This is a genomic window from Arthrobacter humicola (genome assembly GCF_022803015.1).
Taxonomy (GTDB): domain Bacteria; phylum Actinomycetota; class Actinomycetes; order Actinomycetales; family Micrococcaceae; genus Arthrobacter; species Arthrobacter humicola_A.
This window is the reverse complement of record NZ_JAFKON010000002.1, coordinates 13,655-39,096: the sequence shown is the minus strand read 5'-3', so window position 1 is coordinate 39,096 and position 25,442 is coordinate 13,655. Positions and strand designations below refer to the sequence as shown.

Sequence of the window (25,442 nt, the reverse complement as noted above, 5' to 3'; positions counted from 1 at the left end):
GGCAGTGCCGGCGCGATCGACGAAGCCAAGCCGTTCGTGATCTCGCTCGGGCGGTAGCGGCCCGGGCCGCCAGCTTCCGGAAGCCACGCCCGGCCGGGCGTGGCAAACGGACCATCTGAAAGGACGGCGGCCATGAAAGCAGGCCGGATTGTCATGCTGGTGATCGGCTCGCTGTGCGCGCTGGTCGGTTTGGGACTGTTGGCGGGCGCCGGTTTTGCGGGCTGGGTCAACTACCAGCAACGTGACGGCAGGTACTTCATCACGCCGTCGGCGCCTTTCTCAGGCAATTCCTACGCGCTGACGACCCCCCGGCTGGACCTCATGACCGGCGGCGGCGTGGACGACGGCGTTCCAGTGGACATTGCGGGCAGCGTGCTGCTCCGCGGTTCCTCCACCGACCCCGGCAAGGAAATCTTCATCGGAATTGCCCCGCGGGCCGACGTCGCGACGTACCTGGCCGGTGTCCGGCGCACCGAAATCGTCGACGTCAGGTTCAACCCCTTCCGCGCGCGGTACCGCGAAGTGGCCGGCTCCCAAATCCCGTCCACCCCGGCGCAGCAGACCTTCTGGGCCGCGACTGCCACAGGCCCGGGGGAACAGGAACTGACCTGGGACCTCCGCTCCGGATCCTGGGCAGTGGTGGTCATGAATGCCGACGCGACGTCTCCGGTGAGCGTGAATCTGCAGGCAGGGGCACGCACAGACCTGCTCCTGCCGGTGTTCATCGGCCTGCTGATCGGCGGACTCGTGATGCTGCTGATCGGCGTGCCGCTGATAGTGCTGGGCGCCGTTGGACTCGGCCGCGGCGGCCCGGGCCAAGGCGGGACGGGCAGCGGTGTCCCTCCCGGCCGCTTGCCGGCCCACCCCGGCCAGCCGTATCCCGCGGGTCCCTACCCGCCCAGGGTCACCCCCGGCCAGCAGAACAGTGCGGCCCCGCCGGGTGCCGTGGCGGCCTACGCTGCCCCGCCGGGGACTCCGTATCCGGTGGCGCCAGGTGCTACGACCGCATATGTGTACCCCGCCCGTCTCCACGGCTACCTCGACCCGAACCTGTCACGGTGGATGTGGCTCGTGAAGTGGTTCCTGGCCATCCCGCACTTCATCGTCCTGTTTATCCTCTGGTTCGCCTTCGGAGTGGTCACGATTGTGGCGTGGTTCGCGATCCTGTTCACGGCGCGCTACCCGCGCTCGCTGTTCAATTTCAGTGTCGGTGTGATCCGCTGGAACTGGCGTGTGGCCTTCTACGCCTTCAGCGCTATCGGCACGGATGTCTATCCCCCCTTCACCCTGGCCCGCACCGATTACCCGGCGGACTTCGACGTCGACTATCCCGAACGGCTGTCCCGCGGCCTGGTGCTGGTGAAATCCTGGCTGCTGGCCATTCCACATCTGCTGCTTATCAGCCTGCTGACGGGGACCGCGAGGACGTGGGAGTACCGGGACGGCGAGTGGGTGCAGCAAGGTGTGGGCATCTCCCTCCTGGGGCTGCTGGTCCTGATCGCCGGCGTGATCCTGTTGTTCACGGGCCAATACCGGCGGGGGCTCTTCGACCTCCTGCTTGGCCTGAACCGCTGGATCTACCGCGTTATCGCCTACGTTGCCCTCATGCGGGACGAATATCCGCCATTCCACCTTGATATAGGTCCGGTCGATCCGGGCGAGCTGCCGGTGCCTGCATACGCCGGACCCGCGCTCGGACCCGCCGGACCAGGACCCGGGCCCGTCGGTCCTGGACCAGCCACCGGACCCGCGGTCGGACCCGGACCCGGACCCTCCGCCGGACCAGGACCCGGGCCCGCGCCCGAACCCGGGCCCGCGCCCGGAACCGGAGGACCAGCCACCGGACCCGGAGGGCTGCCCAGAAGCTAATGCGGCGCTGCGCCCGGTCCTCTTGCCACCCGCCCTCCGCAAGAACATAGTTGAGGGAATTCACGTACTCCGCGGCACTAGGCAGGCGACCATGGTGAACATCGGGATTCCGGAAAACGGCGTGCTTCACGGCAAGACCGCCCTGATCTACGGCGGCGGCGGGGCGGTCGGCGGGGCGGTGGCAAGGGCTTTCGCGGCCGACGGCGCCACGGTGCACATTGCCGGAAGGACGGAATCGCGGCTGGAAAAAGTAGCCAATGACATTCGCGAGGCAGGCGGCACAGCCGAAACCGCCGTCGTCGACGCCCTGGACGAAGAGCAGGTGGATGCCTTCGTAAGCCGGGTGGCGAAGAAGAGCAAGAGGATCGACATCTCCTTCAACGTGATCTCATTCGGCGACGTCCAGCAGCCACTCATGGAGATTGATGTGGATGACTTCACCCAGCCCATCACCCTGGCCGCGCGGACGCACTTCCTGACCACCCGCGCGGCCGCCGCCCACATGGTCAAGCAACGCTCCGGCGTCGTGCTCATGTTCGGCGGCTCGGGCCCGCAGACGATCCCCGGTCTGGGCGGTTTCAAGGTGGCGCTCGACGCGATGGAAGGACTACGCCGGCAATGGGCCCTGGAACTGGGAAAACACGGCATCAGGGTGGTGACCATGGTCACCGGCGGCATTATCGAAACCATCCCGTGGCAGGCCGAGGGCCGCGATGAGATCGTGGTGGAGATTGCCAGGGCCGCGCATTTGAACCGGACGGCCACGCTGGCGGACGTCGGTAACGTGGCCTCCTTCATCGTCTCGGACAAGGCGGCGGCCATCACGGACGCTACCGTCAACATCTCCGCCGGCGCGATCGTGGACTACTGACGCCGGTCAGGCCACCAGGTTGGCTGCGGCGACGTCCATGTGTTCGAGGACCGTCGTGCGGGCCAGTGTCGCGTTGCCGGTCTCGATCGCGGCGACGATGTCGTGGTGCCGGTCCACGCTCATGTTCTTGACGGCCCTCTCGATCCCGGCAAACATGATGGACATCCGAATGGAGCCCTCAAGCGACTCCCAGGAGTGCAGCAGGGTCTCGTTTCCGGTGAGCCGGCACAGTGTCCGGTGGAACTCCAGATCGGATTCAATCCGTTCCTCCAGGCTGGCCTCGGCGGCCGCGGCCATGGCATCGACGGCCGAGCACAGGGATGTAATCACGGAGGCCCGGTCCGGCAGCTCACACAGTGTCCGGACCGCAAGCGATTCGAGCGCGGCCCGGACAGCGAAGATGTCCCGGATTTCCTTGCCGTCCAGGTGCCGCACGGACAGCCTGCCGCGCGGTCCGGCCGACAGCAGTCCTTCTTGCTCCAGCTGGCGCAGGGCCTCGCGCAGTGTTCCGCGGCTGATCTGGAGCATGTCGGAGAGTTCGGTCTCCACCAGATGCCGTCCTGGCTCCAGCTCTCCGCTCGTGATGGCCGTGCGCAGGGCAGATAGCGCCTGCTCGCGGAGGCTCTTCTTTTCCAGTCCGAGAAGCGGGGCTGTTGCTCCGGCCATTGTTAGTCCTCACGCTCAGCGGTCAACTGTTTGTCAGTGGTCAACTGTTTACAGTTCGTGTGTTAACAGTTGATGGTACGGCACGGGCGGGTCCGGCAGCTGCCGGCCCCCGCCCGTAGGCTGTTCCCTCCGGCTCAGCCGAGTTCGGCGAGCACCTTGGCAACGACCCTCTGCACCGAGAGGCCGTAGCGTTCGTGCAGGGTGGGCAGCGCGCCCGCGTCCAGGAATTCGTCCGGCAGCGCTACCGGCACCACCCGTTTACCCAGCCCCGCGGTGACCACGGCCGAGGCCACGGTCTCGAACAACCCGCCCACCACACTGTGGTTCTCCAGCGTGACCGCGAGGCGGTCGGTGTTCAGCTCGGCGAGGACCGTCGCGGCGTCGAACGGCTTGATGGTGGGGGCGTGGACGACGGCGACATCCACGTGGTGGGCAGCCAGCGCCTCGGCCGCCTGGAGTGCCCGCATGGTCATCAGCCCGCTGGAGATGAAGACGACGTCACGGCCGCCACGCAGGACTTTCGCCTTGCCGAGTTCGAACGTGTAGTCGTACTCGTCCAGCACGGTGGGGACGTTGCCGCGCAGCAGTCGTAGGTACGTGGGGCCCTCGCTGGCGGCCAGTTGGGGGACGGCCTGCTCGATGTCCAGCGAGTCGCACGGGTCCACGATGGTCAGATTGGGCATGCCGCGGAAGATCGCCATGTCCTCGGTCGCCTGGTGGCTTGGACCGTAGCCGGTGGTCAGCCCCGGGAGCCCGCCGACGATATTGACGTTGAGGTTTGGCTCGGCGGCATCCAGGCACAGGAAATCGTAGGCGCGCCGGGCAGCGAACACCGAGTACGTCGAGGCGAACGGGACCAGGCCGGTCTCAGCCAGGCCCGCCGCGGCGCCGAAGAGCAGCTGTTCGGCCATGCCCATCTGGAAGAAGCGTTCCGGGAATGCCTGGGCGAAAATGTGCATGTCCGTGTACTTGCCCAGGTCCGCGGTCAGTCCCACGATCTTGTCGTTCACCTGCGCGGCCTTGACCAGGGCGTGCCCGAACGGCGCGGACGCGGTCTTCTGGCCCGGGTCCGCGAAGGAGGCGATCATGGCAGAGGTTTTCAGCTTCGGTGTTGTTGCGGTACTCATCGTGCGGCCTTTCCTTCGAAACCTGCGGTCAGCTGCTCGCGGCAGAGCTGCCATTCGTGTTCTTCGATGCGCATGAAGTGGGCTTTTTCGCGGTCCTCGAGCAGCGGCACGCCGCGGCCCACCTTCGTGTCGCACAGGATCACGGAGGGACGTCCGACGGCGGCCGCCTGGGCGGCCGCGTTGTCGAACGCGGCCAGCAGCGCGCCGACGTCGTTCCCGTTCACGCGCTGGGCGTACCAGCCAAACGCCTGCCACTTTTCGGTGACGGGCTCGGTGCGCAGCACGGTGTCGGTCTTGCCGTCGGCCTGCAGGGCGTTGATGTCCACCATGGCGGTGAGGTTGCCGAGGTGGTGGTGGTGGGCGCCCATCGCGGCCTCCCACGTGGATCCCTCGTCAAGTTCGCCGTCGGAGAGGAAGTTATAGACCCGGGAACCCGAACCCTGGTAGCGCAGGCCCAGGGCGGCGCCGACGGCGATGGAGAGTCCGTGGCCGAGGGAGCCGCCGGAAATCTCCATGCCGGGGGTGTATGTGGACATCCCGGACATCGGCAGCCGGGAGTCGTCCGAGCCGTAGGTCTCCAGTTCCTTGACGGGGATGATTCCGGCCTCGGCGAGGGCCGCGTAGTGGCCGATCGCGTAGTGGCCGGTGGAGAGCAGGAACCGGTCGCGGTCCTCCCACTCAGGGTCGTCGGCGCGGAACCGGAGCTGGTCCGCGTAGACCGCGGCGAGCATGTCGGCCGCGCCGAGGGCCTGGCCAACGTAGCCTTGGCCTTGGACTTCGCCCATGTTCAGGGCATGGTGGCGGATCCGGTAGGCGGCCCCTTCGACCCGTGCCAGGCGTTCTGCCTCGGCGTCGGAGGCGTTGCCTCGGGTGGTTATTTCCTGTGTTGAAACCACGATTCTTCCTTTCAGATATGACGTGGCGAGCTGCTGCGGGAGGCCTTCGACGGCTTCCGGGCGGTGCGTATCTACGCGCTCACGTGGGTGGGGGTGCTTTTGGTAGCCTGATCCGCGAAATCCCGTTCGCGCTTGCCCCAGGTTTCACGGGTGGCGACGGCGGCCCACAGGCCGATGGCGGCGTAGGTGCCGAAGAGCAGTGCCGGTCCCATCCAGCCGAAGCTGACGAAGAGCAATGTGGTGATGAACGGGGTGAACCCTGAGACCATGGCCGAGATCTGGTAGGCCAGCGAGGCGCCGGAGGCGCGGGTCTTGGCCTGGAACAGCTCCGGGAACCACGGGCCCTGGGCGCCGGCCAGGGAGTTCTGGCAGACGGCGTAGGAGATCACGAGGGTGGCGATGATGAAGATGAACAGTCCGGTGTTGACCAGCAGGAACATCGGCACCGCGAAGGCAACGGCGAAGGCGCAGGACCAGATATACAGCGGGCGCCGGCCGATCCTGTCCGTCAGCCGTGCCCAGGCCTGGGTGGCGAAGATGCCGATTGCGGAGGCGATGCACAAGGCCACGAGCGTCTGCGACTTGTCGGCCAGGTGCTGGCTGTTCAGGTAGGAAATCATGTAAGTGATGGACACGGCGTAGCCGGCGGTCTCGGCGATGCGCAGGCCGATGCCCTTGACGATGTTGCGCCAGTCGGTCTTCAGGACCTCCTTGATGGGCGACTTGACGATGTCGCCGCTGTCCTTGACCTCGTCGAAGACGGGGGATTCGGGGACCTTGGAGCGGATGATCAGTCCGACGACGACCAGCACGATGCTGGCCAGGAAGGGAATGCGCCAGGCGAGTTCGCCGCCGAGCTGGACGCTGAAGAGGAACACGAGGTTGGCCAGCAGCAGCCCGACCGGGAAGCCGGCCTGGACCATGCCTGTGTACTTTCCCTTCGATTTCCAGGGTGCGTGTTCGTAGCTCATGAGGATGGCGCCGCCCCACTCCGCGCCGAAGGCCAGGCCCTGGACGATGCGGACAAACACCAGCAGAGCCGGAGCCAGCAGACCCACCTGGGCGTAGGTGGGGAGCAGGCCTATGACGAAAGTGGCGATGCCCATGAGGATCAGGGAGGCCACCAGGACCGGCTTGCGGCCGACCTTGTCCCCAAGGTGCCCGCCGATGATGCCGCCGATCGGGCGCGCCGCGAAGCCGACACCCAGGGTGGCGAAGGCAGCCAGGGTTCCGGTCACAGGATCGCCGGTGGGGAAGAAGGCCGTACCGAAGTACAGGGCAGCCGCTGTGCCGAAGCCGATGAAGTCATAGGTTTCGATGACGGCGCCGACGCTGGAGCCGATCGCGACCCGTTTCGCTTCCCTGGTGCCGTGCACCGGGCCCCGCATGGTGAGAGCTTCGTTGCTCATGTCAATCCCTTTCGAAGAGAGCTGCCGACGCTTCCGCACCGACACTGTCGACTGTTAACAGATGATACGCCAGTGTGACCCGCGCCATAAGGCAATGTCAACAGTCAACTTCAAAGGTTGACTGTTGACAGTCGAATTCTATAGTGTGGTCCATATCACCACCGCCTCCGGGCGCAACCAGAGGATTAACGACGATGTTCAATTCCCGACTCGGCTGCTCGTCCATCAGCTTCCGCCACCAGAGCCTGCCAGAGGCCCTGCGCACCATCGAAGGCCTCGGCTTCGAGGAACTAGATCTCGGTGCGCTACCCGGAGTGTGCGACCACGTTCCCTACGACCTCGACGCCGATGCCGTCGCCGCCGTCACGGCCGAGGTGGTTGCCTCCGGGCTGCGGGTCCGGTCGGTCAACGGGGACATCGGGGACCTGAACGCCTTGCTCGACGCCGACGCCGACGCACACGCAGCACGAAACCGGCACCTTGACGCGCTGCTCACCTTGGCAGCCGGCACGGGCGCCAAGGCGCTGGTCCTGCCCTGCGGCGCCCTCGGCCGCGACCCGGTCCGCAGCCTCGACGAGGACCTGGACACCATTGCCGCGCAACTCACCGCCGCCAAGCGGCGGGCCGACGTGTTCGGCGTCGAGCTCTGGACCGAGTCCCTGCACTTCCTGCGGTTCTGCTGGAACCTCGAGCGCGCGGAATTGCTGGCCGGGCGGCTGGCCGGTTCCGGGGTCGGGATCGTCATGGACTTTAGCCATATCGTGGCCGCCGGCGAGGATCCGTTGGACTACCTCAGGCGCCATCAGGGCCGCATCGCCCATGTTCACTTGCGCGATGCCGTGCCGGGGAACATCAACCTCAGCATCGGCAACGGCCAGGCCGATTTCGCCGCCGGTCTGGAGGCCCTCGCGGCCGACGGCTACACCGGCCACTTCTCCCTGGAGCTGGAGACCCGGGACGTGACCCACGGGGAGCGCCCCGCGGCGGCCGCCAAGGCCGCGAGCTTCATCACAGACCTCATCTGACTTGCCACACCAACGAACAACCCAAGGAGCATCATGAGCACCATCCAGCGCACCGCCGTCCTCACCGGGGCAACTTCGGACCGGGGCATCGGCATCACCACCGCACGCCGCTACGCCAGCCAGGGTTGGGCCGTGGTGATCCTGGACCTCGATGGCGAGAAGTCCGCCAAGGTCGCAGCGGAGATCGGAAACGAGTTCACCGTTCCCGCCTTTGGCTACGAGGTCGACGTCGCCAGCGAGGACTCCGTGACAGCCGCGTACAACGCCGTGGCCGCCGAAGTCCGCTCCGGCAGCCTTCCCGCCGTCGGGGCCCTCGCCAACATCGCCGGCATCACCTCCCCGGTGCCGTTCCTCGAGACCACCCTGGAGCTCTGGAACAAGGTCATGGCCGTGAACGCGACGGGAACCTACCTTGTCACCCGCGCCTTCCTGCCGGACATGATCGCCAGCGGCTGGGGCCGGATCGTGAACATGTCCTCCGTCTCTGCCCAGCGCGGCGGCGGCGTCTTCGGCAAGGTGCCCTATTCCGCGGCCAAGGCGGCCATCCTGGGCTTCACTAAGGCCCTGGCCCGCGAAATCGGCAGCACCGGCGTGACCGTCAACGCCATCACCCCCGGCGCCGTGGACACGAATATCCGCGTGGGCAGCACCGAAGAGCAGGAAGCGGCCATCAACGCCGGAATTCCGCTGGGGCGCAACGCCAGCACCGAGGAAATCGCGGCCGTCATCACCTTCCTGTCCTCCGAGGAGTCCGCCTACCTCACCGGGACCACCATCGATATCAACGGCGGAAGCCACATCCACTAGCAGTCCCGCCGTTGAGAAGACCGCGAGCAGCTGAAAGAGCCCACGATGACCAGAATGTTTAACAACCCGTCCGATTTCGCCGAAGAAGCCCCCGCCGGCTTCTGCGACGTCCATGCGAACCTGGTGCGCCAGGTGCCCGGCGGCGCCGTCCGCCGGTACCGGCCCCGCCAACCGAAGGTGGCCGTGCTGGCCGGCGGCGGCTCGGGGCACTACCCGGCCTTCGCCGGGCTGATCGGCACCGGACTGGCCGACGGCGCCGCCGTCGGAGTCGGAAAAATGACGCGGCATTGCCGGTGATTTTACGGTCTTCGGCGACAAGACCATGGTGGACGCGCTGGTCCCGTTTGCCGGGACCTTCAGCCGGCTCACCAGCGCAGGGGCCGGGGCGGATGCCGGGTGGGCGGAAGCTGCGCGGGAGGCTGCCTCCGCGGCCCAGGCCACCGCGGCCCTGCGCCCGCTGAAGGGCCGGGCGCGGCCCCTGGCGGAAAAGAGCGTGGGCACACCCGACCCCGGAGCCACGTCCCTGGCGATGGTGTTCACTGTGTTCGGTCCGCACCTTGCCGGTGTGCGGCAGGCTGCAGGGGCACGCCCGTGAGCCCGGGAGCAGGGATCCGGCTCATTGTGGGTGCGGACGAAGCCGGAGTGGACTACAAGGACCAGATCCTGGCGGACCTCCGGACGGACCCGCGGGTGGCCGAGGTCATCGATATAGGCGTCAACCGCGGCGACGCCCCGGAGGAGTTCGCCAAGCCCTACCCGTACGTGGGCATCGCCGCGGGCGAATTGATCCGGGACGGGCAGGCGGACCGGGCCATCCTGTTCTGCGGCACGGGGATCGGGGTCGCCATTGCCGCCAACAAGGTGGACGGCATCCGGGCCGCGACCGCCCATGACTGCTTCAGCGTGGAGCGGTCCGTACTCTCCAACGACTGCCAGGTCCTCACGATGGGCCAGCGCGTGGTGGGACTGGAACTGGCACGGCGGCACGCGCGGGAGTGGATCGGCTACACCTTCGATCCCTCGTCCGCCTCGGCGGACAAGGTCAAGGTGCTGACCGGCTACGAGGATGCTGAGGCCTGCCCCGGGACGCCCGGCCAGGCACGGGCCCGGCGTCTTCCAAGAAATGGTATCTATCATGAGCCCGTGCCGCCCCTTGATGTAGTCCTCACCGCCTGGCAGATCGACTGGGCCGCCGCCGCCCTGATCGGCGGCTCGGCGTTGCTGTATGCGCTGGGCCTGAGGGCCGCGGCGGCGCGCGGGCACCGCCATCCCGTGTGGCGGACGCTGGCGTTCTATCTTCTGGGCCTTGGGTCCCTGACAGTGCTGACGTGCGGGTTCCCTGGCGTCTACAGCGCGCAGCTCCGGTGGGCCTTCACGCTCAAGATTTCCCTGCTGCTCTTCGTGGTGCCGCTGCTGATCGGCCTGGGAAAACCCATCTCCCTCGCCCGTACGGCCCTGCCGCCGCGCGGCGTCGGCCGGCTGAACAGGGCGCTCGCCCACGGTGCGGTGCGGTTGGCCGGCAACTCCATGGCCGCCCCGCTCCTGGGCCTTGCCCTCTTCTCCACCTTCCTGACTCCGGCGTTCTACACCCTCCGCACAGCCGCTTGGGCCGAGGCGCTCCTGACAGTCGGGGTCCCGCTGCTTGGCATGATGATGGCCCTGCCGATCATCGAGGACGCGGACTTCCGCCGCTCCAGCGCGTTCTTCATCATGGAGTTCGTGTTTGTTTTCATCGAGTTGCTGGTCGATGCCGTGCCCGGGATCCTGCTGCGCCTCAACGGCCAGGTGCTGGATCACGTCGCATCGACGCCGTCTGCGCTGGGCTGGTTCCCCAACGCCCTGCGTGACCAGCAGCTGGCGGGGGACGTCCTGTGGTTCATCTGCGAAATTGTCGACTTGCCCCTGATCATCCTGATGTTCATCCGCTTCTCCCGCAGCGACAAACGCGAGGCCCGCGGCTTTGACGAGCTCACGGATTCCCAGCTCGATGAACTGAATGCGGAGCACCTGCGGCGCGGCCGCTAACTCCCCGCGCCCCGGGTGGGGCGCTATGCCACGCTGACCTTGATCCGCTGCACCACGTTGTTGCCCATGCCCTGGTAGTTCCATTCCGGTTCCAGCGGCTGGACCGCGCCGCTGGCATCCGTGGCACGGCAGGAGAGCTCATGTTCGCCCGGATCGGCCACCCACGGCATCGACCACGCACACCACGCGAACGGCGCTGCCGGGTGCTCCAGATGGGCCGCGGCCCACTTTCCGTCGATTCCGACGTCGACGCGCTGCACGGCGCCCTGCCCGGACCAGGCCCGGCCGGTGAGCATCACCGGTCCCGGGGGCAGGATCCGGCTCCGGGTGAAGAAATCCGGGACGCCCGGGGGCACCATGAGCGAGCGGACCTTGATCCAGGTGACCGGGGTTCCGGGATCCTCGGCATCATGCTGGTAGCGGTACGCCACCGCCTGCTGGAAACCGTCATAGGGCTTGGTCAGAACCTTGATCGAGGTCAGCCACTTCACGCTCGCCATGCCGTACCAGCCGGGCACCACAAGCCGGAGCGGATAGCCGTGCTGCGGCGGCAGGTCCGCGCCGTTCATCCGGTAGGCGAGCACGACGTCGGGACGCAGGGCCTCCTCGATCGGCAGGCTGCGCGCGTACTGCTGGGCGACGCCGCCCTGGCTGCCGGCGTCGGCCCCGGTGAAGACCACCTCCACGGCGTCGTCCTCCACTCCGGCCCGCGTCAGCAGGTAGGCGAGCGGGACACCGGTCCACACGGCGGTCCCGACTCCCTCGAGTACCCACGGCTGGCTCAGCGGGCGGGGCCGCAGGAGGGACCGGCCGTTGCCGGCGCACTCCAGGGTGACCGGGAGGGTGATGCTCGGTGCCCGGAGCAAGGCCCGCAGGCTCAGTTCGAAGGACCGCTGCACGGCGCCGCCGATCCACAGATGCCAGTGCTCGGCGTCGATGAACGGGATGTCGAAGTGCGTGAGTACGTAGTGCAGTCCGGGCGGTGTGGTGTCGCTCCGCAGGGCCTCGAGCGGCATGGAATGGTTCCGCACGGCGAGCTGGAGTTCCTCCGCCGTCAGCGGGCCGTGGCTCGGTTCGCCGGGATGCGCCCGGGGTTGTCCGGCCTGCCGGCGCGGACTCTTCAGGACAGAAGAGTGTCTGGACATTTGCTTTGGCATGGCATGCCGCGATTCTTTCCGGACCAGCCCGGTCCCGGTCCTGTGAAGGACCCGCCGGTTTAGTAGGTATCACCTGGTCTCAGGTCTACGCCGCAGCCCGGAAACCGTCAACACCGGGACGCACCGGTCCCGCCCCTTCCGGTCCAGGGGCTACAGCGTGTGCGCCTCGGCCAGGAACTGCGCCAGGCTCAGCGGTTCCCGGCCCGTCAGCTCATGCACCGCCGACGTCGGACCGGCGAGTTCGCCGGCGGCGATGGCCGTGTAGGTGCTCACCCAGGCGTCCACCTGCCATGGCGGGGCGCCGTAGGAGGCGCGGGACCCGTAGGCCTCCGCCAGGGTCTCGTTGTGGAAGGTGATGGCCCGGTCGGTTCCGGCGGTCAGGAGTTCGGCGGCGCGGGCCAGCGAGATGTCTTCCGGGCCGGTCAGGTCATAGGTCCGTCCCACATGCAGGGACGGGTCCCGCAGCACGGTGACGGCCGATCGGGCAATGTCTGACCGCGCCACGGCAGCCATGACGCCGTCTCCGGCGGGGCCGCGGATCACGCCGTCCTCGCCGGCCAGCAGCGGCAGGAAGTCCAGGTAGAAGTTGTCCCGCAGGAACGTGTAGTCCATGCCGGAGGCCTTGATGCGCTCCTCCGTCGCGAAGTGGTCCCGGCCCAGCGTGAACGTGGAGTCCGGCGCCGCGCCGAAGAACGAGGTGTACACGATGTGCTGGACGCCCGCTGCGGCCGCGGCATCGACGAAGGCATAGTGCTGCTGCAGCCGGTCCTCGGCCTCGGCTGCGGAGACCATGAACAACGTTTTCGCCCCGGAAAGCGCCGTCTTCGTCCGCTCCGGCTCGGCGTAGGTGGTGACGAAGGGGACGGCGCCTTCGAGCTCAGGTGCCCGGGCGGCGTCCCGCACCAGGAGCCGTTGCTGGCTGCCGGCCTGGGACAGCTGCCTGGCCACCAGGGCGCCCAGCTGGCCGGTGGACCCGGTGACGGCAAGCTCGGGAGCGTTGGTCATGGCCTAGGCCTCGCGGGAGGCGGGGGACTTGGTCTGCGCGGGGTCGCGTTCGGCCAGTGAGCCGATGACGGCGTCGATCTTGTCCATGATCACCGGGTCCAGCTTCACGCCGGCTGCCGCGACGTTCTTCTCGATCTGCTCCGGCCGGGACGCGCCCATGATCGCGGAGGCCACGTTCTTGTTCTGCAGCACCCAGGCGATGCTGAGCTGTGCCATGGTCAGCCCAGCCTCCTCCGCGATCGGCTTGAGCTGCTGGACGCCGGTGAGGACCTCGTCGGACATCCAGCGCTCGATCATCCGCGAGCCGCCCTTGGAGTCCGTGGCGCGGCTGCCCTCAGGGGCAGGCTTGCCGGGGTGGTACTTGCCGCTCAGCACGCCCTGGGCAATCGGGGACCAGACAATCTGGGACAGGCCCAGTTCTACCGACGCCGGAATCACCTCGGCCTCAATCACCCTCCACAGCATGGAGTACTGAGGCTGGTTGGAGATCAGTTGGAAGCCCAGTTCCTTGGCGAGGGCATGGCCGTCGCGGATCTGGTTGGCCGTCCACTCGCTGACCCCGATGTACAGGGCCTTGCCCTGCCGCACGATGTCCGCGAAGGCCTGCATGGTCTCTTCCAGCGGCGTCTCGTAGTCGTAGCGGTGTGCCTGGTAGAGGTCCACGTAGTCGGTCTGCAGCCGGGTGAGGGAGCCGTTGATGGATTCCATGATGTGCTTGCGGGACAGGCCAAGATCGTTGTGGCCCTTGGGCCCGGTGGGGCCGAAGACCTTCGTGAAGATTTCCAGCGATTCGCGGCGCTCGTCCTTCAAGGCTGCTCCGAGGACCGTCTCCGCCGCTGTGTTGGCGTACACGTCGGCCGTGTCGAAGGTGCTGATACCGGCGTCGAGCGCGGCCCGGACGCACTGGGTGGCGACGTCGTTCTCCACTTGGGAGCCATGGGTCAGCCAGTTGCCAAACGTGATTTCTGAAATCTTGAAGCCGCTGTTCCCGAGGTATCTGAATTCCATGGGTTCCAACGTAGCGGACTTGCCTGCCCGGGGTAAGGGCTCAGCCGGCCTTGCGTTCCTGGAGCGGCTGTTTGGCCTTCCCGGCCGGCGGAGTGCCACGCAGCGCCACGAGCGATCCGGTGTCCAGCAGGGACTTCGCTGCGGGCATGGGCGGCTTTTTGAACGCCCGCGGGACGGCGCCAAGTGTTCCATTGGTGTCTGTGGCCGACTGCACGAGGGCAGAGACTTCCGTGATGTCCTGTGCCGGTGCCAGGGGGTCGGGCAGGTCCCGGACGGTGACCCGGACGGCGGGTCCGGCCTCGGCCCTGGCCCTCGCGGCGGCGCGGGCATCTGCCCGGGCCACGGCGGCCGCCCACTCCGGGGACAGCGCGGGTTCCTTTTTGGCTGCATTCCGGGCGGGGCGTGCGGGCTTCACGGCCTTGGCCGGCCGGTGCGGCGCCGGCTCTTCCGCAGCCCCATTTTCCCGTGATACCGGGGTTCCGCGAACGAGCCCGGCGACGGCCAGGACAACGACTGCCGCCAGCCGGCCGATCCCTGCGAGCACGAGGGTGGCGGCGAAGACCAGGAAGAGGCCGAGGAACATGAAGAACGCCACGCCGAGGGTCCCGAAAAAAGTCAGGTTCAGCGCAATGGTCGTTGGATCTTCCATGTCACCTCTCCTTGCCGGCCTGCTTCAGCGTGGTCCCTGCCGCAAGCACGCAGCGGGCAGGAGCCCCCTTAACAATACGTACTTTTCGCTGGCCCCGTGCCGCCCGCGGCAGTCGTGGCGAATATGTGTCAAAGCCGTTATCCGCGGGGCGGGGCACGGGCCCCGCCGGCCGGGCGTCTATAGTCGGAGACAGCCTCGCCGGCGTCGTCCGGCCCGCCGGAAGGACATCTTATGACGCACGCCGCAGCAGCCGATTCCGAGCCCGCCGGAGCATCCGGCACGGACCGGTCCGTGAGTATTCCGGAAGCGGCATATTCCGCGTCGTATGAGGGGAACTGCCCGTGCCTGTCGGGCGAGGCGTATGTGCACTGCTGCGGCCGGTTCCATCGCGGGGACGCCGAGGCGCCTACGGCGGAGCAGCTCATGCGCTCCCGGTACAGCGCCTTCGTGGTCCGGGACGCGGGGTACCTGCTCCGGACCTGGCACCCGGACACTCGGCCCGCTGAGCTGGAGTTTGACTCCGGCATGCAGTGGCGACGACTGGACATCCTCTCCACCAGCCGCGGCGGCCCGCTGGACAGCGAAGGCACTGTGGAATTCGTGGCCCACTACCGGCACGAGGGCGAACGGGGCCTGCACCGCGAAAGCAGCCGCTTTGTGCGGGTGGACCGGCGCTGGTACTACGTAGATGGCGTCGTTGCCGGCTGAGGCCTCCGGAGCTGACGCCGTCGCGGCTAGGGGCGCCCGGCTGAGTTGTCCCGTGCTGAGTTCTCTCCGGCTGAGTTGTCCCTGACGGTCTGGTTCTCAACCGTTGCTGCCGGGCTGAAGCCGGCCCGGTCCACCCTGCGGTGGAAACGCATTCCCGCGAGGCCGCCCAGCACTGCGCCCACCAAAGCCACCGCGGCCACGACGATCGCCGCGATGATGCTCAGGGTGTTCAATTCGCCCTCGTTGATCGGGATCCGCGGGAAGCTGTTCAGGTTGGCCAGGATGTTGAAGCGCTGCCCGGCGACCAGGCCCAGCACGGCGACGACGATCGCGGCGATCAGGGCCCAGATCCAGACCATGAAGCCCTGCTTGGCGCCGTTGAAGCGGGCCATCCGCCCGGCGACGTATCCGCCGCAGTAGTAGGCGACCAGGAGGATCACGAGCAGCACGATGATGCCGGTCAGCCCGACCGTCTGGTTGCTGGAGGCCTGGTCGACGGCGTCGTTCACATCGGTGTTGGTGGCCAGTCCGACGGCGGTACCGCCGGCAGCGACCAGCGCGGTGAGCAGCACGGCCGTACCCGTGGCCGTCAGCCAGCCGAAGAATGCCGAGCCGACCTTGATGCCGCCGAACTGTTCCTTCTCGCGGGCCACTACCGTCTCGCGCGTGGGGATCTCTTCCACGACAGTGTCGTGGACAGTCTCGCGGACCGGTGCGTCGCGGACGGGGTCGTCGTGGCGGACTGCTGTCACCGGACGGGTTGTGGCGTCGTCCTGCGCGGCGTGGCGTGTTGTCTTGTCGTCGGGGCCTGCGGTGCTGCTCATGAGGGCTGCTCACTTTCGCTGAATGACCGGGCACCCTGGAGGTGCCGGTCTGGCGTCAACCTAACCACGGCGGAATCCGGTTAGCAAGGATGCTTACTATCCGTGGCGGCGGCCCGTCGGCGGTACTTGCGGTGCAGGTCCTCCCGGACGGAGGCACGCAGGCTGGCGTCCGCGATCCACGGACCGGTCCCTTCGGACTGGTCGAGGATCCCGGCCTCCAGCCAGGTGTAGTCCCCGGCCAGTGTCTTGCGGGCCAGGGCATGGTCGGCGTCATCGGTGTTCCGCCACAGCCGGTCGAAATATTCGTCAACGCGAACGCGGGCCTGTTCGCAGTACGCCTCGGCGAGTTCGTACGCGGAGGCGCCGCGTTCCGGCTGCGTCCGCAGCAGCATCTCGGCGCGCGAACAGCAGGCGGCCATGGCAAACAGCTCCGCACCGATGTCCACGATCCGGCCCAGGAACGCCTGCTTGTGCTCAAGTTTGGCCTGCCACCGGCCCATCCCGTAGAAGGTCTGCCGGGCCAGGCGCCGGGAGGAACGCTCCACGTAGCGCAGCTGTTTCGCGAGCCGGCCGAAGTCGCTGTAGGAGCGCGGGTCCATGCCGGCGCCGGCCACGAGTTTGGGCAGCCACTTCGCGTAGAAGCCGGAGGCTCCGACGGCGGCCTTCGCCTTGTCGGAGAGGCGGGCGTCCTCCGAGGCGAGGTCTCCCGCGGCCGCCAGGTGCGCGTCCACGGCTTCACGGGCGATCAGCAGCCTCATGATTTCTGAGGATCCCTCGAAGATCCGGTTGATTCTCATGTCGCGGAGCTGCTGTTCCGCGGCGACGGCGCGCTCGCCGCGGGCTTCGAGGGAGTCCGCCGTTTCAAAGCCCCGGCCGCCGCGGATCTGCACGAGCTCGTCCGCGATGAGGCAGCTGATCTCCGTGGACCACAGCTTGGCCAGGGCCGCCTCGATCCGGATGTCTTTCTGCCCGGCGTCGGCCATTTCCGCGGAGAGTTCAAACACGGCGTCCAGGGCGAAGGCGCTGGCGGCGATGAAGGCGATTTTCTTGCCCACTGCCTCATGCTGGCCGATCGGCCGGCCCCACTGGGTGCGGGCGTCGGACCATTCGCGGGCGATCTTCAGGCTCCACCGGCCGGTGGCGACGCACAGCGCGGGGATGGAGAGCCGGCCCGTGTTCAGCGTGGTGAGGGCGATCTTCAGGCCCTGGCCTTCCCGGCCCAGCCGGTTGGCGGCCGGGACCCTGACCTGGTGGAAGCGGGTGACGCCGTTTTCGATCCCGCGGAGCCCCATGAAGGTGTTGCGGTTTTCCACGGTAATGCCGGGGGTGTCCATTTCGACCACGAACGCGCTGATGCCGCCTTTATTGGCGGTCCCGTCCGCATCGGTGTGCGGCGGCACGAGGGCCATGACCACGACGAGCTCGGCGATAACACCGTTGGTGGTCCAGAGCTTGACGCCGTCCAGGAGGTACGAGTCGCCGTCGTCGGAGAGGACGGCCGTGCTGCCCATCCGGGCGGGGTCGCTGCCGACGTCGGGCTCGGTGAGCAGGAAAGCGGTGACGGCGCCGGCGGCGCAGCGGGGCAGGTATTCACGCTTCTGGGCCGGAGTGCCAAAGACCTTGACGGGCTCCGGGACGCCGATCGACTGGTGCGCGGAGAGCAGGGCGCCGAGGCTTGGGTGCACCGAGCCCAGCAGGGCCAGGGCGCGGCCGTAATACACGAGCGTGAGGCCCAGACCGCCGTATTCGCGGGGAATCTTCATTCCGAATACACCGAGCTCCGCGAGCCCCTTGAGATAGTCGTCCGGGATCCGGTCGTCGCGTTCGATGGTGCGCCCGGACATCGTGCGGCAGTAGGCGGCCAGCCGGGCCATGAACGCCTCGCCGCGTTCGACGTCGTCGGCGGGAGCCTCGGGCCACGGGTGAATCAGCGACAAATCGAAGCTGCCGAGGTAAAGGCCCTTCGCGAAGCTGGGCTGGGTCCAGCTGGTTTCGCGGGCGGCCTCGGCAATGGCGCGGGCGTCGGCGGCCGTCGCGTCGGGGCCGACGTGCTCAGGGGCCCCGGCGGCCGCCGGAATCGGAATGCCTGATGTTGGAGAATCTGACGCTGGAGTACCGGGTGTGGTGGCGGGGTCTTCGATGGCGGAGCTCACGGGGCATCTCCTCTAACCGGGTGACCGGCTTGAGCCCTGGATCCGCCGCGGGTGGAGGACCCTTCAGCTGTCCCGCAATACTACTCGCGGGTAAGTGCCTGTGCTAGGGGAGGCCTGGCCCGGAAAGTCGGACCGGAAGTCCGTGCCGAAGTCGACCTGGAAATCGGCGGGCATCTCCACCGTTGAGGCGTGGTGGACCAGCCGGTCCCAACTGTGGTTGATGCCCTGGACCAGGCCCACCAGCGCGCCGGCCACGAGGTACCAGGCGAGCCGGCCGACACCGACCAATACCATGGCCGCGAACGCGGACACCATCATGAAGGCGCCGATCATCACGGCAAACACGAGGGTTCCAATGACCACCATCGTGCCGGTTTCCACTGCGCTTAGGTCGAACTGCATTCTTCCCCCTGCACCATTTGCTCCGGTTGAACCAGTAGCCCGAGCGTAGGGTGCCGTGGGCGTGCTGAACTAGGGTCCTTTGGACATTGGCGGCCTCTTGATACGGGATCGAAATGCTACCGGGGCGTAGGTCACGGCGGTGTTGCGGCACCCTCGCCGATCGCGGGGGTCGCACCGCTTGCCAGTGCCGGGAGGCTGCCCGGTGTCAGTCTTCATCGTGTTCAGGGGCGCTCTGGCTCATGACCTGGAAGTCCGCGCCGAGGGCGACTTCGACCTGGGACCCGTCGTTTAGGCGTACCTCGACCTCGTAGGCCGCGCCGGAGTCGTCATCCCGCTCCACTTCGGTGACGCTGCCCTGGCCCACCTTCGCCAACGCAGCCTGTGTTGCCATGGCACGGTCGGCGTCACTGAGCGCCGGTCCATCGGAATCGTCACCGATCTCAAAGTTCCCGATCCTGGCGGTGAGGGCGCCCGCACTTCCGGACCAGACATCCCTGGCCTGGGTGGCCCCGACCGCAATTGACGCTCCCCCCAGCACCACCGCTGCAGAGGCCGCCCCCGTGATCCAGATCGTTCTCTTGCGCATGACCGTCTCCCTTCGGCTGGTCATTCCAGTGTGCGCCGACATAGGGGAGCAGACAACGATAAATGCGGACGGGGCCCTGCGTTAACCTTGTAGCTGGCAGTTTTTCGAATCCGCTGCCCCGCAACGCCACCCCAAACCATCCCCTGGCAGCCGAAGGAGAGCGCGTGTCCCGTTCCGCCGTGTCATCAGCCGACGCCATCAGCACCCGGCTCCGGGACCTTGAGCTCCTTACCAAGGGACCTGCCTGGGCGCTGACGCGTTCGGCGCCTTGGGTGATCGCCGTGCTCCAGGCCTCCTTCACCCGCACGCGCGCGCAGCTGCCGCTGGAACAGTTCCACGCCGACGTCGACGCCTTCCTCGAGCAGCTCCGCCGGCAGGCCCCCGGCACGGGAGAGCAGCACAGTGGCTCGGCCAACGGCACACTTTCCGGAAAGAAATACGCGGACGAATGGACCCGCAAGAACTTCCTGACCCGCCGGAACCAGTCGGGCCAGATCGTTTACGAAGTCACGGAGCCTGCTGCCCGCGTCCTGGCTTTCCTGGACAGCCTCTCCAGTGAGCGGTCCACGCTGAACGGCTCCCGGCTCGGCACACTGCTGGGCGACGTCGAGAAGCTCGCCAACGAGACCAACCCGGACCAGAGCGCTCGCATTGAATCCCTCGAGGAGGAGATCGACGAGCGCCGCCAGCTGATGGAAGACATCAGCTCCGGCGATTTCGACGGGCTGCTCGACGACGACGAGGCCGTGGAGGCGGCAGGCAACATCCTCGATCTCGCGGCCAGCCTGCCCGCAGACTACAAGAAGATGCGTGACCGGATCGAAGAGCTCGTGGGGGAGCTGCGCAACCAGATCATCGAGGAATCGCTCAGCAAGGGCGCCACCATGGCCCAGGTGCTCGAGGCCGACAAGCGGCTGCGGCAGAGCCCCGAAGGCCGGACGTTCCGCTCCTTCACCGCGTTCCTGGAGGACCCGCAACAGCAGCTGCGCTTCCGGTCGGCGATCGGCGAAGTCCTGAGCCGGCAGTTCGCGGACGAGCTCAGCCACGATGAACGCGAGACGCTCAAGAACCTTGTGGCCGAACTCCGCACCCAGCACAGCCAGATCCAGCGGATCTACGGCAAGCTCAGCGAGAGCCTCAACACCTACGTCCAAAGTGACGACTTCCGGCAGTCGGTCCGGCTCCGGAAGGTCCTGCGCGAGGCTGAGCAGGCGATCCGCACCCTGCCGTACGAGCGCGAACGGCCCGGCCTTGTCCGCGGCCCGGTGCTGTTCAGCGCCGGTTTCGAGTCCCTGGCCATGGTCAAGCTCTTCGACCCTGACGAATTCGCGGCTCCACCCAAGCTGGCCGACCCCATCGCGTTCTCCGACTCGGACCGGGCGCGCTCGCCCCGGACCGCCAAGGCCAAGCCGGAGGCCATCCGCGCCGCGCTCGCGGGGGCCTCAACCCTCACCGAGGCCTGGGCGCAGCTGCCGGCAGAGGAACGCCACATCAACTCCATCCGGGCCCTGTTGTCGCAGACCCTCCACGAAGGCGCCGGCTTCGACCGGGGGACCTGGGGACCAATCGAATTCGAACAAATCGACGGCACCACCCGCACCGCCTACCTGCCCGTCGTCACGCTCGCGAAGGATTGACCATGACTGAAGAGACTGTGACCGAGACCCTGACCGAGACCCTGACCGAGACCGCGGCGGCGGACCTGCTGTCCGCGTCCGAGTCTGCGCCCGCGGACAGCGATGGCGCCCACGTCCGGAGCGACCCCTTCACCGTCACCCCCCGGGACACCTTCGTCGACGGCGCCGCGCTCTTCCCGGGCGACACCGGCGTGCTGCCCATGAAGGTGCGGCAGGCGCTCGTGAAGCTGCTCAAAGGCCCCTACATCGACGGCGGCCGCGACGAAAAACTGTGGACCACGCTCCTGGACAACCAGCTGATCCTGCGCAGCCGCCTCTCCGAACTCTTCCTGACGCTGCAACTGGACCACGAGCGCAAGGTCGCCGTCCTGCGCCCGGTTGACCCCGAGGCGATCGGCGGCAGTACGCGGTCCAGTATCCTGCGCCAGCAGCGTGCCCTGAGCCGGGTCGAGACCATCGTCCTGCTCCGCCTGCGCCTGCTCCTGGACCGGCACGTCACCGCACAGACGGACCCGACGATCACGCGCGAGGAAATCGCCGAACTCGTCGCCCACTACCAGCCCACCGGCCAGCAGGACGCCCTGCGCGATGCCGACGTCGTCAATCGCGCTATCACCAAGCTCCTGGCCCGTCAGCTCCTGCTCGCCACGGGCCTGGACGAGGTCTACACCATCTCCAACGCCCTCCCGCTGGCCCTGCCGTTCGAAAACATCGGCGACATCCCGGCCCAAATCGAAGCCCTGGTGGCAGCCAGCACAGACCAGTCGGGAACGGAGCCGCTCCTGGAGCTCGACACAGACACCTCGGCAAACGCGGAGGAAGACCCGGACGACGACGCCGACGCCGCCACCGAAGGTGATGATGACACCGGCGCAGCAACCGCTACGGACGCCAAAGGTGACCTGAACAGCGACGACGACGGCGATGCCGCCCCGGGAGTGGCATCGGGCCTGTCGGAGCCGCGCGCTGAGCTGATCGAAGATCAGCTGCGCGGCGCAGGGGCAGGGGCGGCATCGCCGTCGTCGTCACCCAGCCACACTGAAGAAGCCGAGGAGACCAAGTGAGCATCGCAACCATGCTCCCGATGGGCGAGCTTACCAACCCCGGCCAGATGCGCCTGGCCCTGGTCCAGGTGGTCAACTGGGGCACATTCCATGGCGCCCACACGATGCACGTGGACCGCAACGGCACACTGCTGACCGGCAATTCGGGCGTCGGAAAGTCCACGCTGTTCGATGCCATGCTTCGGGTCTTCGATGCCCGTCCGCGCTCCAACGAAGCTGCGGCACAGCGGGCAGGCGGCGCCGTCGAGGACAAGCGCACCACGTTCACGTACATGCGCGGCAAGGTAGGCGACAAGGCCGTGGGGGAGGGCTCGGCGAGTGCGTTTCAGCGCCCCGGCGCGACCTGGTCCGCCGTCGCGCTGACGTTCGACAACGCCGCCGGCACGCGGGTGACGGTCTCGGCGCTTTTCGACCTGCCCAAGAACGGCACGGAATCCAGCGTCGGCCGGTACTACGTGATCGATAACAAGCCGCTGGACCTCGCGGCGATCGAGGGCATCGCGGAGAAGCGGTTCACCAAGTCGGCGCTGGACGCGATCTTCCAGGACGCCCAGATCTTCGACGTCCACAAGGCCTTCGCCGAACGATTCCGCCGCCTCCTCGGCATCAACTCGGATCAGGCCCTTCCGCTGCTGCGCGTCATCCAGGCCGGCAAGGGACTCGGCGGCAGCGTCAACACCTTCTTCCGCGACCAGGTCCTCGATGCCCCTGCCACGCTGGCCGCGGCGGATGACGTGGTCGAGGAATTCAGCAACCTCATGTCCATCCGGCAGCGTCTCGAGGACGTCCGGCAGCAGCGCGACCAGCTGGCTCCCGTCCCCGGGCTGAACAAGGAATACGCGCAGGCGCTGCTGGACGCGAACCGGCTGCGGGACCTAACAGGTGAGGAATTCGAGGCCTACAAGCAGCAGCTCGCGGTCACAGTGCACGAGAAGACCCTGGCGCGGCTGAAGGAGCTGGCCCAGGCGAAGGCCACGGACCTGGCCGCCGAACGCGCTGTCCGTGACGGCTTCGCCAAGGAACTGCGCCAGCTGGAGGGCGAGTACAACAACCAGGGCGGCAACGCGATATCCGCGATCGAGCAGTCTCTGGAGAACGCCCGGGTGGGGCTCAAGCTCCGGCAGGAAGTCGAGGCATCGACCCGCAAGGCGCTGACCGACGCCGGGCTGGAACTGCAGTGGTCGGCCGCCGGCTGGGATCAGGCCCACGAGCACGCCGCGGCACGCTCGGCTGAGCTCCAGGACGATTCCGAAGCGCTCAAGGAACTGCGCTTCGAGGCCTTTGATGGCCACGCCACCCGGAAGCGCGAACTCGCCGCGGCCCAGCAGGAGCTCGTCTCGCTGAAGACGCGCAAATCGTTGCTGCCGCCGTCGAGCATTGAAAACCGGAGCGCCATTGCCGCTGCCGCGGGCGTGCCCGAGGAGCAGATGCCCTTCGGCGGCGAGCTGATCGACCTTGCCGAGGGCCAGGAACAGTGGCGCCCGGCTGCCGAGCGCGCGCTGCGGAGCCTGGCCACCACGCTGCTGGTCCCGGGCGAGCACTTCGCGGCAGTCACCCGTTACCTCAACGACCATTCCGTGCGCGGAGCGCTGCGTGCCGTGGACGTCTCCCGGCCCCTGGCCGGCGGTGCGCTGGCCGTCGAGGACGTGGCCGATCGCGACCTGCTGACCAAGCTCAGTTTCCTCACCGATGCCGGGCTGCCCGCCGGGCCACACGCCCAGGCGCTTGCGCAGTCCAGCGCCTGGCTCCGCGAACGGATTGCCCTCGACTTCGCCTACCCGTGTGTGGAAAACCCGGACGAGCTCGCCGGCCTGGACAAGGGCCTGAGCCTGGGCGGTGTGGTCAAGCGCAACCGCCACACGGTGGAAAAGGATGACCGCTTCACGTCCCGCCAGGACTACGTCCTCGGGTTCGACAATGCCGCCAAGCTCGAACTCGTGGCGGCCCAGGTTGAGGACCTGCAGCAGGAGCTGGCCAAGGCCGCCGAGCTGGCGCAAAGCCGGGAAGAGTCGCACCAGGGCATGACCCGGCAGCTTGAAGCCTTGCGCCGGGTGGCCGAGGACCACCGGCCCTGGGAACAGGTCTCGGCCGCCGTGGCCGGCGAGGAGCTCGCCCGGATCGAGCAGCGCCTCAAGGACGCCCTCGCCGCACAGGCCGACCTCGAACCGCTCCGCGCCAGCATCGAAGCCGCGCGGCACAAGCACCAGTCCAGCACCGAATCCGCGGCCGTGCTGCAAAGCGAGTACAAGGCCCTCGATGCGCGCATGACCGCCGCTGGTGCGCTGCTCGATGCCGCACGCACCCGGCTGGCGCAGACACCGCCGTCGGACGCCGGCGTCGCCGCACTGGAACCGTACTTCACCGGCTTCGGTGACGTCCTGGAGATGCACGAACTCGACAACCTCGCCAACCAGGTCCGCACCAGGCTCCTGGCCGAACTGCACGTCGCCGAGTCCCGCGGGCAGGCCACCTCGGAGCGCCTCACCCGCATTTTCGAGGGCTTCGTCCGGGAGTGGGGCACGGCGATTTCCGCGGACCACGGCACCTCGATCGGCGCCGCGGGGGAGTTCGAATCCCGCTACCACGCGATTGTCAGCGACGGGCTGCCCGCCCAGGAGGCCGAGTTCCGGCAGTTCTTCAACCAGCGGACGCACGAATCCTTTTCCACCCTGCTGCACCTGCTCGACGAGGAGCGCCGTGCCATCACGAGCCGCATCCTGCCGCTGAACGGGATCCTGTCCGAGGTCAACTTCCACGAGGGCAGCTTCCTGGAACTCGACATCAAGCAGACGCTGCCGGCGACGGCGAAGCAGTTCAAGGACGCCATCCAGAACGCGCTCAAGGTCCGGCACACCCGGCCCGGCAAGGCGGTTACTGCAGCGTCCGCTGCTGCGTCCGCCGCTACGTCCGCCGCTGCGTCCAGGGCGGAGGGGGACGACGACGCCGAGCTCACCACCCGCTACAAGTCGCTCGAAACGCTCGTGAAGCGGCTCGGCTCGCAGACCCCGGAGGACCGCCGTTGGCGGGCCGAAGTGCTGGACGTCCGCGGCCACCTGTTCATCCAGTGCAAGGAACACCGCGAAGTCCAGGGTGCCGGTTCCAAGGGCGCCGGTGCCAAGGGGGCGGCGAAGGGCGCGAAGAAGACCGAGGTCTACATGCACGCGGACACCGGCTCCATGTCCGGTGGCGAGCGGCAGCGCTTCACCGCGTTCATCATGGCGGCGGCGCTGAGCTACCAGCTGGGCATCGCCGAGCAGGGCTTCACCACGTACGGCACTGTCATGATGGACGAGGCGTTCGTGCTCGCCTCGGAGGAATTCGCCGGCGCGGGCATCAAGGCGCTGCATGAGTTCGGCTTCCAGCTCCTGCTGGCCGCGCCGGAGAACGTCATCGACCTCTCCCGGCACCTCGGCTCGGTGACGGAGATCCTCCGGGACAAGCGCACCAACCGTTCCGGCGTCCTGACGGCTCCGGTGATTGCCGCACGTCCGGGCACGGAGGGCACTTGGCGCTCCGAGGCAAACCCCGTGGACATCGTCCTGCGCTGACCTCAC

Annotated in this window: 21 protein-coding genes and 3 pseudogenes; 12 read left to right on the top strand and 12 right to left on the bottom strand. The window is 67.7% G+C overall.

The window, feature by feature from the left end:
- Window positions 1-132 precede the first annotated feature (132 nt).
- On the top strand, window positions 133-1,869 hold the full coding sequence (locus tag ARTB_RS05140; RefSeq protein WP_243178032.1) for a DUF4389 domain-containing protein: 1,737 nt from the start codon (window positions 133-135) through the stop codon (window positions 1,867-1,869).
- 91 nt (window positions 1,870-1,960) lie between these two features.
- Window positions 1,961-2,740 (top strand): SDR family NAD(P)-dependent oxidoreductase, encoded by a 780-nt coding sequence (locus tag ARTB_RS05135; RefSeq protein ID WP_243178031.1) that lies wholly within the window; start codon window positions 1,961-1,963, stop codon window positions 2,738-2,740.
- 6 nt (window positions 2,741-2,746) lie between these two features.
- On the opposite strand, the gene ARTB_RS05130 is transcribed toward ARTB_RS05135, so the two are convergent.
- The 4 genes from ARTB_RS05130 to ARTB_RS05115 all read right to left on the bottom strand — a co-directional run bounded on the left by ARTB_RS05130 (window position 2,747) and on the right by ARTB_RS05115 (window position 6,838).
- On the bottom strand, window positions 2,747-3,406 hold the full coding sequence (locus ARTB_RS05130; RefSeq protein ID WP_243178030.1) for a GntR family transcriptional regulator: 660 nt from the start codon (window positions 3,404-3,406) through the stop codon (window positions 2,747-2,749).
- 134 nt (window positions 3,407-3,540) lie between these two features.
- Window positions 3,541-4,533 carry a transketolase family protein gene (locus ARTB_RS05125; protein WP_243178029.1) on the bottom strand — a complete coding sequence of 331 codons (993 nt, stop codon included), beginning with the start codon at window positions 4,531-4,533 and terminating at the stop codon, window positions 3,541-3,543.
- On the bottom strand, window positions 4,530-5,411 hold the full coding sequence (locus ARTB_RS05120; RefSeq protein ID WP_439954096.1) for a transketolase: 882 nt from the start codon (window positions 5,409-5,411) through the stop codon (window positions 4,530-4,532). Before ARTB_RS05120 ends, ARTB_RS05125 begins: the two co-directional genes overlap by 4 nt.
- Before the next feature lie 89 nt (window positions 5,412-5,500).
- Window positions 5,501-6,838: an MFS transporter gene (locus ARTB_RS05115; RefSeq protein WP_243178027.1), complete on the bottom strand. Its 1,338-nt coding sequence runs from the start codon at window positions 6,836-6,838 to the stop codon at window positions 5,501-5,503.
- A 194-nt stretch (window positions 6,839-7,032) separates the two neighbouring features.
- Here ARTB_RS05115 and ARTB_RS05110 point away from each other — a divergent pair, with 194 nt between their 5' ends.
- The 6 genes and pseudogenes from ARTB_RS05110 to ARTB_RS05085 all read left to right on the top strand — a co-directional run bounded on the left by ARTB_RS05110 (window position 7,033) and on the right by ARTB_RS05085 (window position 10,695).
- A complete protein-coding gene (locus tag ARTB_RS05110; RefSeq protein WP_243178026.1) occupies window positions 7,033-7,863 on the top strand; it encodes a sugar phosphate isomerase/epimerase family protein in 831 nt (276 codons plus the stop codon).
- 33 nt (window positions 7,864-7,896) lie between these two features.
- Window positions 7,897-8,670 (top strand): SDR family NAD(P)-dependent oxidoreductase, encoded by a 774-nt coding sequence (locus ARTB_RS05105; RefSeq protein ID WP_243178025.1) that lies wholly within the window; start codon window positions 7,897-7,899, stop codon window positions 8,668-8,670.
- A 45-nt stretch (window positions 8,671-8,715) separates the two neighbouring features.
- Window positions 8,716-8,937, top strand: a pseudogene (locus ARTB_RS05100) (dihydroxyacetone kinase subunit DhaK); the annotation flags it as partial.
- A gap of 55 nt (window positions 8,938-8,992) precedes the next feature.
- A complete protein-coding gene (locus ARTB_RS05095; RefSeq protein ID WP_243178024.1) occupies window positions 8,993-9,265 on the top strand; it encodes a DAK2 domain-containing protein in 273 nt (90 codons plus the stop codon).
- Between the two features lie 14 nt (window positions 9,266-9,279).
- Window positions 9,280-9,735 (top strand): annotated as a pseudogene (locus ARTB_RS05090) (RpiB/LacA/LacB family sugar-phosphate isomerase); the annotation flags it as partial.
- Window positions 9,718-10,695: a cytochrome c oxidase assembly protein gene (locus ARTB_RS05085; RefSeq protein ID WP_308197226.1), complete on the top strand. Its 978-nt coding sequence runs from the start codon at window positions 9,718-9,720 to the stop codon at window positions 10,693-10,695. The pseudogene ARTB_RS05090 and the gene ARTB_RS05085, both read left to right, overlap by 18 nt.
- Window positions 10,696-10,718: 23 nt before the next feature.
- On the opposite strand, the gene ARTB_RS05080 is transcribed toward ARTB_RS05085, so the two are convergent.
- From ARTB_RS05080 to ARTB_RS05065, 4 genes are all read right to left on the bottom strand, one after another.
- Complete coding sequence (locus ARTB_RS05080; protein ID WP_243178023.1) at window positions 10,719-11,840, bottom strand: sulfite oxidase; 1,122 nt, start codon at window positions 11,838-11,840, stop codon at window positions 10,719-10,721.
- Between the two features lie 162 nt (window positions 11,841-12,002).
- Window positions 12,003-12,857, bottom strand: a complete 855-nt coding sequence (locus ARTB_RS05075) for an SDR family oxidoreductase (protein WP_243178022.1) — start codon at window positions 12,855-12,857, stop codon at window positions 12,003-12,005.
- Between the two features lie 3 nt (window positions 12,858-12,860).
- Complete coding sequence (locus ARTB_RS05070; protein WP_243178021.1) at window positions 12,861-13,865, bottom strand: aldo/keto reductase family protein; 1,005 nt, start codon at window positions 13,863-13,865, stop codon at window positions 12,861-12,863.
- Window positions 13,866-13,905: 40 nt separating this feature from the next.
- Complete coding sequence (locus tag ARTB_RS05065; RefSeq protein WP_243178020.1) at window positions 13,906-14,514, bottom strand: hypothetical protein; 609 nt, start codon at window positions 14,512-14,514, stop codon at window positions 13,906-13,908.
- Between the two features lie 291 nt (window positions 14,515-14,805).
- On the opposite strand from ARTB_RS05065, the gene ARTB_RS05060 reads away from it, so the two are divergent.
- Entirely contained in the window at window positions 14,806-15,222 is a 417-nt protein-coding gene (locus ARTB_RS05060) for a YchJ family protein (protein WP_243178380.1), read from the top strand.
- Window positions 15,223-15,248: 26 nt separating this feature from the next.
- Here ARTB_RS05060 and ARTB_RS05055 read toward each other — a convergent pair whose 3' ends face one another.
- The 4 genes from ARTB_RS05055 to ARTB_RS05040 all read right to left on the bottom strand — a co-directional run bounded on the left by ARTB_RS05055 (window position 15,249) and on the right by ARTB_RS05040 (window position 19,187).
- Window positions 15,249-16,046, bottom strand: a complete 798-nt coding sequence (locus tag ARTB_RS05055; protein ID WP_243178019.1) for a hypothetical protein — start codon at window positions 16,044-16,046, stop codon at window positions 15,249-15,251.
- 80 nt (window positions 16,047-16,126) lie between these two features.
- Complete coding sequence (locus tag ARTB_RS05050) at window positions 16,127-18,199, bottom strand: acyl-CoA dehydrogenase family protein (protein WP_439954084.1); 2,073 nt, start codon at window positions 18,197-18,199, stop codon at window positions 16,127-16,129.
- A gap of 63 nt (window positions 18,200-18,262) precedes the next feature.
- On the bottom strand, window positions 18,263-18,601 hold the full coding sequence (locus ARTB_RS05045; RefSeq protein ID WP_243178018.1) for a hypothetical protein: 339 nt from the start codon (window positions 18,599-18,601) through the stop codon (window positions 18,263-18,265).
- 205 nt (window positions 18,602-18,806) lie between these two features.
- Window positions 18,807-19,187, bottom strand: a complete 381-nt coding sequence (locus ARTB_RS05040; protein WP_243178017.1) for a PepSY domain-containing protein — start codon at window positions 19,185-19,187, stop codon at window positions 18,807-18,809.
- A gap of 164 nt (window positions 19,188-19,351) precedes the next feature.
- On the opposite strand from ARTB_RS05040, the gene ARTB_RS05035 reads away from it, so the two are divergent.
- The 3 genes and pseudogenes from ARTB_RS05035 to ARTB_RS05025 all read left to right on the top strand — a co-directional run bounded on the left by ARTB_RS05035 (window position 19,352) and on the right by ARTB_RS05025 (window position 25,436).
- Window positions 19,352-20,824 carry a DUF3375 family protein gene (locus ARTB_RS05035; protein WP_243178016.1) on the top strand — a complete coding sequence of 491 codons (1,473 nt, stop codon included), beginning with the start codon at window positions 19,352-19,354 and terminating at the stop codon, window positions 20,822-20,824.
- Window positions 20,825-20,826: 2 nt separating this feature from the next.
- Window positions 20,827-21,684, top strand: a pseudogene (locus ARTB_RS05030) (DUF4194 domain-containing protein); the annotation flags it as partial.
- Between the two features lie 200 nt (window positions 21,685-21,884).
- Window positions 21,885-25,436: an ATP-binding protein gene (locus tag ARTB_RS05025; RefSeq protein WP_243178015.1), complete on the top strand. Its 3,552-nt coding sequence runs from the start codon at window positions 21,885-21,887 to the stop codon at window positions 25,434-25,436.
- Window positions 25,437-25,442: the final 6 nt, after the last annotated feature.

Excerpts from the sequence above, each read along its gene's own strand:
- ARTB_RS05045 (WP_243178018.1), bottom strand. The coding sequence starts at position 18,601 with ATGCAGTTCGACCTAAGCGCAGTGGAAACCGGCACGATGGTGGTCATT.
- ARTB_RS05080 (WP_243178023.1), bottom strand. The coding sequence starts at position 11,840 with ATGTCCAGACACTCTTCTGTCCTGAAGAGTCCGCGCCGGCAGGCCGGA.
- ARTB_RS05140 (WP_243178032.1), top strand. The coding sequence starts at position 133 with ATGAAAGCAGGCCGGATTGTCATGCTGGTGATCGGCTCGCTGTGCGCG.
- ARTB_RS05040 (WP_243178017.1), bottom strand. The coding sequence starts at position 19,187 with ATGCGCAAGAGAACGATCTGGATCACGGGGGCGGCCTCTGCAGCGGTG.
- ARTB_RS05075 (WP_243178022.1), bottom strand. The coding sequence starts at position 12,857 with ATGACCAACGCTCCCGAGCTTGCCGTCACCGGGTCCACCGGCCAGCTG.
- ARTB_RS05115 (WP_243178027.1), bottom strand. The coding sequence starts at position 6,838 with ATGAGCAACGAAGCTCTCACCATGCGGGGCCCGGTGCACGGCACCAGG.
- ARTB_RS05130 (WP_243178030.1), bottom strand. The coding sequence starts at position 3,406 with ATGGCCGGAGCAACAGCCCCGCTTCTCGGACTGGAAAAGAAGAGCCTC.
- ARTB_RS05125 (WP_243178029.1), bottom strand. The coding sequence starts at position 4,533 with ATGAGTACCGCAACAACACCGAAGCTGAAAACCTCTGCCATGATCGCC.
- ARTB_RS05105 (WP_243178025.1), top strand. The coding sequence starts at position 7,897 with ATGAGCACCATCCAGCGCACCGCCGTCCTCACCGGGGCAACTTCGGAC.
- ARTB_RS05055 (WP_243178019.1), bottom strand. The coding sequence starts at position 16,046 with ATGAGCAGCACCGCAGGCCCCGACGACAAGACAACACGCCACGCCGCG.
- ARTB_RS05110 (WP_243178026.1), top strand. The coding sequence starts at position 7,033 with ATGTTCAATTCCCGACTCGGCTGCTCGTCCATCAGCTTCCGCCACCAG.
- ARTB_RS05065 (WP_243178020.1), bottom strand. The coding sequence starts at position 14,514 with ATGGAAGATCCAACGACCATTGCGCTGAACCTGACTTTTTTCGGGACC.
- ARTB_RS05135 (WP_243178031.1), top strand. The coding sequence starts at position 1,961 with ATGGTGAACATCGGGATTCCGGAAAACGGCGTGCTTCACGGCAAGACC.
- ARTB_RS05070 (WP_243178021.1), bottom strand. The coding sequence starts at position 13,865 with ATGGAATTCAGATACCTCGGGAACAGCGGCTTCAAGATTTCAGAAATC.
- ARTB_RS05095 (WP_243178024.1), top strand. The coding sequence starts at position 8,993 with ATGGTGGACGCGCTGGTCCCGTTTGCCGGGACCTTCAGCCGGCTCACC.